Raw genomic sequence first — 5627 nt, forward strand, 5'->3', positions numbered from 1 at the left:
GGGATCTTGCCCGAGGCGCCGGACATGCGGCCGTCGGTCACCAGGGCGACCTTGAAGCCGCGGTCCATCAGCACGCCCAGCGGGGGCGTCAGCTTGTGCAGCTCCGGCATGCCGTTGGCCTGCGGGCCCTGCTGGCGGACGACGACGACCACGTCGCGGTCGAGCTCGCCCGCCCGGAACGCCTCCTGGAACGCCTCCTGCGTGGTGAACACGCGGGCCGGCGCCTCGACGACGTGGTTCTCCGACGCCACCGCCGACACCTTGATGACCGCGCGGCCGAGGTTGCCCGCCAGCATGCGCAGGCCGCCGTCGGAGGCGAACGGGTCGGTCGCCGGGCGCAGCACATCGGTGTCCAGGGAACGGCCGGGGCCGTCGACCCAGATCAGCTCGCCGTCGGCCAGCATCGGCTCCTGGCGGTAGCGGTCCAGGCCGTGGCCGACGACGGTGTTGACGTCGGCGTGCAGCAGGCCGGAGTCGAGCAGCGTGCCGACGACGAACTGGACGCCGCCCGCCGCCTGGAAGTGGTTGATGTCGGCGCTGCCGTTCGGGTAGACCCGCGCGATCAGCGGCACGACCGACGACAGGTCGGAGAAGTCGTCCCAGCTCAGCTCGATGCCCGCGGCGGCGGCGATGGCCACCAGGTGCATCGTGTGGTTCGTGGAGCCGCCGGTCGCGAGCAGCGCGACGACGCCGTTCACGACGGCCTTCTCGTCGACGATGTGCGCGATGGGCAGGTACCCGTCGCCCTTGGCCATCTCGACGGCGCGGCGGCCGGCGTGCTCGGTCAGGGCGCGGCGCAGGCCCGTGCCGGGCGGCACGAACGAGGCGCCTGGCAGGTGCAGGCCCATGACCTCGACGACCATCTGGTTCGAGTTCGCGGTGCCGTAGAACGTGCAGGTGCCGGGGGAGTGGTACGAGGCGGCCTCGGCCTCCAGCAGGTCGTCGCGCGACGCCTTGCCCTCCGCGTACAGCTGGCGGACGCGGGCCTTCTCCTTGTTCGACAGGCCCGACGCCATCGGGCCCGCGGGCACGAGGATCGACGGCAGGTGGCCGAACGACAGCGCGCCGATCAGCAGGCCGGGCACGATCTTGTCGCACACGCCCAGCAGCACGGCGGCGTCGAACATCTCGTGCGACAGCGCGACGCCGGTCGACATCGCGATGACGTCGCGGCTGAACAGCGACAGCTCCATGCCGTCGCGGCCCTGCGTGATGCCGTCGCACATCGCGGGCACACCGCCCGCGAACTGGGACACGCCGCCGACGGCGCGGACCGCGTCCTTGATCCAGGCCGGGTACTCCTGCAGCGGCTGGTGGGCCGACAGCATGTCGTTGTAGGACGACACGATCGCGACGTTGGACTTGCGCAGCGCGCGCAGGGCCGCCTTGTCGCCGCCGGTGATTCCGGCGAAGCCGTGCGCCAGGTTGCTGCACGCGAAGCCGGACCGGGACGTGCCGTCCTGCGCGGCCGCGGCCACACGTTCGAGGTACACACGGCGGGAGTCCGCGCTGCGGGCGGCAATCCTGCGTGTGACCTCTGTCAGAACGGGGTGCAGTTCGGTCATGGGGGTCTCCGGGTCATCACGGGCCGTGGTGGGGCCCTCACGAGACGACAACGGTGGCGTCCCACGGACGGGCGTGACGCCACACACAGTAAGTCATGGCTGGTCGTAGACACAAAAACGATTCAGTAGCTGGGAGGGATCCAGTTTCGAATGTTGGCGTGTGGTCCTTGTCACATGGCTTGAGATTGGGCAGAGTGCGGGGCACGACCTTGGAACGGAGGTGTCCCATGAACTCCACGGAGATCGTCGAGCTGCGCCGGGTCATCGGTCAGATGCGGCATGCCGTCAGCAACCTGCGCGCCAGGTATGGCGACGTCGCGGCCGTCCAGCGCCTGGCCAACGACGTCGAGCGCATGGACATCGACGCCACCGAACTCGTCGACCTCAGCACCCCGAGGCAGCGGGAAGCGCCTCGGGTGGAACGCGAGGTCGTGGTCGTGCCCGACACGCCCTACGACGAGTCGCTGTGGAAGGACGCGGACGACGAAGGACTCGGTGGCTACCGCAACCGGACCTGATCCGAGCTGATCACACGGCCCCCGCCTGGCGCGGGGGCCGTGCCCGTTTGTCCCGGGCGTTCCTCCACAACGACGTGGACCCCCAGAAAGGTGACCGATGGCGAGGGCACAGATCGCCGCCAGGACACTGCGCACGGACCGGTGGTGGTTGCCGCCGGCGACCACGTTCGTCGGCCTGCTGCTCATCTCGATCTACGCGGCGTTCCGCACGTTCCAGGGGGACTACTACTGGGTCGACCAGTACCACTACCTGACACCGATGTACTCGCCGTGCCTCACCGAGGAGTGCGTCCCGGCGGCATCCCACTTCGGTCAGTGGTTCCCCGCGCTGCCCGGCTTCCTGACCCCGCCGGTGATCATCATCCCGTTCCTGCTGGGCTTCCGGATCACCTGCTACTACTACCGCAAGGCCTACTACCGCGCCGCCTGGCAGTCGCCGCCCGCGTGCGCCGTGGCCGAGCCGCACAGCAAGTACACCGGTGAGACCCGGTTCCCGCTCATCGCGCAGAACCTGCACCGCTACTTCTTCTACGCGGCCTCGATCCTGTTGCTGGTCAACATCTACGACGCGATCTCCGCGTTCAGCACAGGACTCGGTCTCGGCAACATCGTGCTGCTGGTCAACGTGAGCCTGCTCGCCGCCTACACGCTGTCCTGCCACTCGTGCCGCCACATCGCGGGCGGCCGCCTCAAGCACTTCTCCAAGCACCCGGTCCGCTACTGGGCGTGGACGCAGATCTCGAAGCTCAACAACCGGCACATGCAGCTCGCCTGGGCCTCGCTGATCTTCGTCTGCCTCACGGACCTGTACGTCGCGCTGGTCGCCTCGGGAACGATCTCCGACCTCCGCTTCATCAACTAAGGAGTGGTTTTGCCCGAGCTGGAAAGGCACTCGTTCGACGTTCTCGTGATCGGCGCGGGTGGCGCCGGTCTGCGTGCCGCGATCGAGGCCCGTGAGCACGGCCTGCGCACCGCCGTTCTCTGCAAGTCGTTGTTCGGCAAGGCCCACACCGTCATGGCCGAGGGCGGCATCGCCGCCGCCATGGGCAACGCGAACGAGAGCGACAACTGGCAGGTGCACTTCCGCGACACCATGCGCGGCGGCAAGTTCCTCAACAACTGGCGCATGGCCGAGCTGCACGCGCAGGAGGCGCCGCAACGGGTCTGGGAGCTCGAGACCTACGGCGCGCTGTTCGACCGCACCAAGGACGGCCGGATCTCCCAGCGCAACTTCGGCGGCCACGAGTACCCGCGCCTCGCCCACGTCGGCGACCGCACCGGCCTCGAACTGATCCGCACGCTGCAGCAGAAGATCGTGTCGTTGCAGCAGGAGGACTTCAAGGAGTTCGGCGACTACGAGGCACGCCTGCGGGTGTTCCAGGAGTTCACCGTCACCGACCTCGTCAAGGACGGCGAGAAGATCGCGGGCGCGTTCGGCTACTGGCGCGAGTCCGGCCGGTTCGTGCTCTTCGAGGCACCGGCGGTGATCCTCGCGACCGGCGGCATCGGCAAGTCGTTCAAGGTCACCTCGAACTCGTGGGAGTACACCGGTGACGGCCACGCGCTGGCCCTGCGCGCGGGTGCCTCGCTGATCAACATGGAGTTCATCCAGTTCCACCCCACCGGGATGGTCTGGCCGCCGTCGGTGAAGGGCATCCTCGTCACCGAGTCCGTGCGCGGTGACGGCGGCGTGCTGCGCAACTCCGACGGCAAGCGGTTCATGTTCGACTACATCCCCGAGGTCTTCAAGGACAAGTACGCCGACAACGAGGCCGAAGCCGACCGCTGGTACACCGACCAGGCGAGCAACCGGCGTCCCCCGGAGCTGCTGCCCCGCGACGAGGTCGCGCGCGCCATCAACTCCGAGGTGAAGGCGGGCCGCGGGTCACCGCACGGCGGCGTCTTCCTCGACGTGTCGACACGCCTGCCCGCCGAGGAGATCCGGCGCCGGCTGCCGTCCATGCACCACCAGTTCAAGGAACTGGCCGACGTGGACATCACCGCGCAGCCCATGGAGGTCGGCCCGACCTGCCACTACGTGATGGGCGGCGTCGAGGTCGACCCGGACACCGGGTCCTCGTCCGTGCCGGGGCTCTTCGCCGCCGGTGAGGTCTCCGGTGGCATGCACGGCTCGAACCGGCTGGGCGGCAACTCGCTGTCCGACCTGCTCGTGTTCGGCAAGCGCGCGGGCGCGGGCGCCTCGGAGTACGTGCGGGCGATGACCGGCCGTCCCGCGATCGCCGAGGACGTCGTCACCGAGGCGCGCGCGACGGCGCTCGCGCCGTTCCAGCAGGAGGGCGGCGAGAACCCGTACACCCTGCACATGGAGCTGCAGCAGTCCATGAACGACCTCGTCGGCATCATCCGGCGCGCGGGCGAGATGGAAGAGGCGTTGCAGCGCCTGGAGAAGCTCAAGGAACGGGCCCGGTCGCTCACCGTCGAGGGGCACCAGCAGTTCAACCCCGGCTGGCACCTCGCCCTGGACCTGCGCAACATGCTGCTCGTCTCGGAGTGCGTGGCCAAGGCCGCGCTGCTGCGCACCGAGTCGCGCGGCGGCCACACCCGCGACGACCACCCGTCGATGGACGCCGAGTGGCGCCGCAAGCTCCTGGTGTGCACGGCATCGGGCGACGGGGCGGACGTGTCCGAGAAACCGCAGATCCCGATCCGCCACGACCTGCTCGACCTGTTCGAACGCACCGAGCTGGAGAAGTACCTCACCGTCGAGGAGCTGTCATGAGCTACCAAGCCAAGTTCCGGGTCTGGCGCGGTGACGACTCCCACGGCGAGCTCGTGGACTTCACCGTCGAGGTCAACGAGGGCGAGGTCGTCCTCGACATCATCCACCGGCTGCAGGCCACGCAGGCCCCGGACCTCGCGGTGCGGTGGAACTGCAAGGCGGGCAAGTGCGGCTCGTGCTCGGCCGAGATCAACGGGCGCCCGCGCCTGCTGTGCATGACCCGGATGTCGGTCTTCGACGAGTCGGAGACGATCACGGTCACGCCGATGCGGACGTTCCCGATCATCCGCGACCTCGTCACCGACGTGTCCTTCAACTACACCAAGGCGCGCGAGGTGCCGTCATTCGCGCCGCCGAAGGACCTGGCGCCGGGTGAGTACCGGATGCAGCAGGTCGACGTCGAGCGCTCGCAGGAGTTCCGCAAGTGCATCGAGTGCTTCCTGTGCCAGAACACCTGCCACGTGGTGCGTGACCACGAGGAGAACAAGGAGGCGTTCTCCGGGCCCCGGTTCCTCATGCGGGTCGCCGAGCTGGAGATGCACCCGCTCGACACGGCGGACCGCGTCGACCAGGCCCAGGAGCAGCACGGGCTCGGCCTGTGCAACATCACCAAGTGCTGCAGCGAGGTGTGCCCGGAGCACATCCACATCACCGACAACGCGCTCATCCCGATGAAGGAGCGCGTCGCCGACCGCAAGTACGACCCGATCGTCTGGCTGGGCAACAAGCTCTTCAGGCGGTCCTGACGACTCCGCCGGCCACTCCCGCAACGGCGAACGGGGCGCGTCCGAAGTGGACGCGCCC

5 protein-coding genes are annotated in these 5627 nt (G+C 68.7%); 4 read left to right on the top strand and 1 reads right to left on the bottom strand.

The features are described from left to right. The coding region (gene edd, locus ACFWGZ_RS39115; RefSeq protein ID WP_382456644.1) for a phosphogluconate dehydratase at positions 1-1565 on the bottom strand (1565 nt) is incomplete at its 3' end. Positions 1566-1792: 227 nt separating this feature from the next. Between edd and ACFWGZ_RS39120 the strand changes: the two genes are divergently transcribed. From ACFWGZ_RS39120 to ACFWGZ_RS39135, 4 genes are all read left to right on the top strand, one after another. Then, positions 1793-2083, top strand: coding sequence for a hypothetical protein (locus ACFWGZ_RS39120; RefSeq protein ID WP_382456645.1), 291 nt, complete (start codon positions 1793-1795; stop codon positions 2081-2083). Positions 2084-2180: 97 nt separating this feature from the next. Next, on the top strand, positions 2181-2945 hold the full coding sequence (locus ACFWGZ_RS39125; protein WP_382456646.1) for a hypothetical protein: 765 nt from the start codon (positions 2181-2183) through the stop codon (positions 2943-2945). A gap of 9 nt (positions 2946-2954) precedes the next feature. Continuing rightward, positions 2955-4823 (top strand): fumarate reductase/succinate dehydrogenase flavoprotein subunit, encoded by a 1869-nt coding sequence (locus ACFWGZ_RS39130; RefSeq protein WP_382456647.1) that lies wholly within the window; start codon positions 2955-2957, stop codon positions 4821-4823. Continuing rightward, positions 4820-5569 carry a succinate dehydrogenase/fumarate reductase iron-sulfur subunit gene (locus ACFWGZ_RS39135; RefSeq protein WP_382456648.1) on the top strand — a complete coding sequence of 250 codons (750 nt, stop codon included), beginning with the start codon at positions 4820-4822 and terminating at the stop codon, positions 5567-5569. Before ACFWGZ_RS39130 ends, ACFWGZ_RS39135 begins: the two co-directional genes overlap by 4 nt. The last annotated feature ends 58 nt before the right edge of the window (positions 5570-5627 follow it).

It is taken from the genome of Lentzea sp. NPDC060358 (assembly GCF_042725365.1).
Classification (GTDB): Bacteria; Actinomycetota; Actinomycetes; order Mycobacteriales; family Pseudonocardiaceae; genus Lentzea.

Excerpts from the sequence above, each read along its gene's own strand:
- ACFWGZ_RS39120 (WP_382456645.1), top strand. The coding sequence starts at position 1,793 with ATGAACTCCACGGAGATCGTCGAGCTGCGCCGGGTCATCGGTCAGATG.
- ACFWGZ_RS39125 (WP_382456646.1), top strand. The coding sequence starts at position 2,181 with ATGGCGAGGGCACAGATCGCCGCCAGGACACTGCGCACGGACCGGTGG.
- ACFWGZ_RS39135 (WP_382456648.1), top strand. The coding sequence starts at position 4,820 with ATGAGCTACCAAGCCAAGTTCCGGGTCTGGCGCGGTGACGACTCCCAC.